At 69.1% G+C, this 505-nt stretch carries 1 protein-coding gene; it reads left to right on the top strand.

Annotated elements, in window-relative coordinates:
* Positions 1 to 505: glutamate synthase-related protein (locus KE671_RS22605; protein WP_249202322.1), on the top strand; the 505-nt coding region annotated here is incomplete at both ends.

Here is a 505-nt window from a genome sequence, read left to right as displayed (position 1 = left end):
CGCTCGCGATCGCCATGAACCGGATCGGCGGCAAGTCGAACACCGGTGAGGGCGGCGAGGATCCCGACCGGTTGGTCGATCCCGAGCGGCGCAGCGCGATCAAGCAGGTGGCCTCGGGCCGCTTCGGTGTCACGAGCCTGTATCTCACCGAAGCGGACGACATCCAGATCAAGCTCGCCCAGGGTGCGAAGCCCGGCGAGGGCGGTCAGCTTCCGCCGGCGAAGGTGTACCCGTGGGTCGCCCGTACGCGGCACGCGACCGCGGGCGTCGGGCTCATCTCCCCGCCGCCGCACCACGACATCTACTCGATCGTAGACCTGAAGCAGCTGATCTTCGACCTGAAGCGGGCGAACCCCGAGGCGCGCATCCATACCAAGCTCGTGAGCCAGTCCGGGATCGGTGCGGTGTCGGCGGGCGTGGCGAAGGCGCTCAGCGACGTGATCCTGGTGTCCGGCCACGACGGTGGCACGGGCGCGAGCCCCTTGAACTCGCTCAAGCACGCGGG

It is taken from the genome of Citrobacter amalonaticus, from assembly GCF_018252635.1.
Taxonomy (GTDB): domain Bacteria; phylum Pseudomonadota; class Gammaproteobacteria; order Enterobacterales; family Enterobacteriaceae; genus Citrobacter_A; species Citrobacter_A amalonaticus_E.
This window is presented reverse-complemented; position numbering and strand designations above follow the sequence as displayed.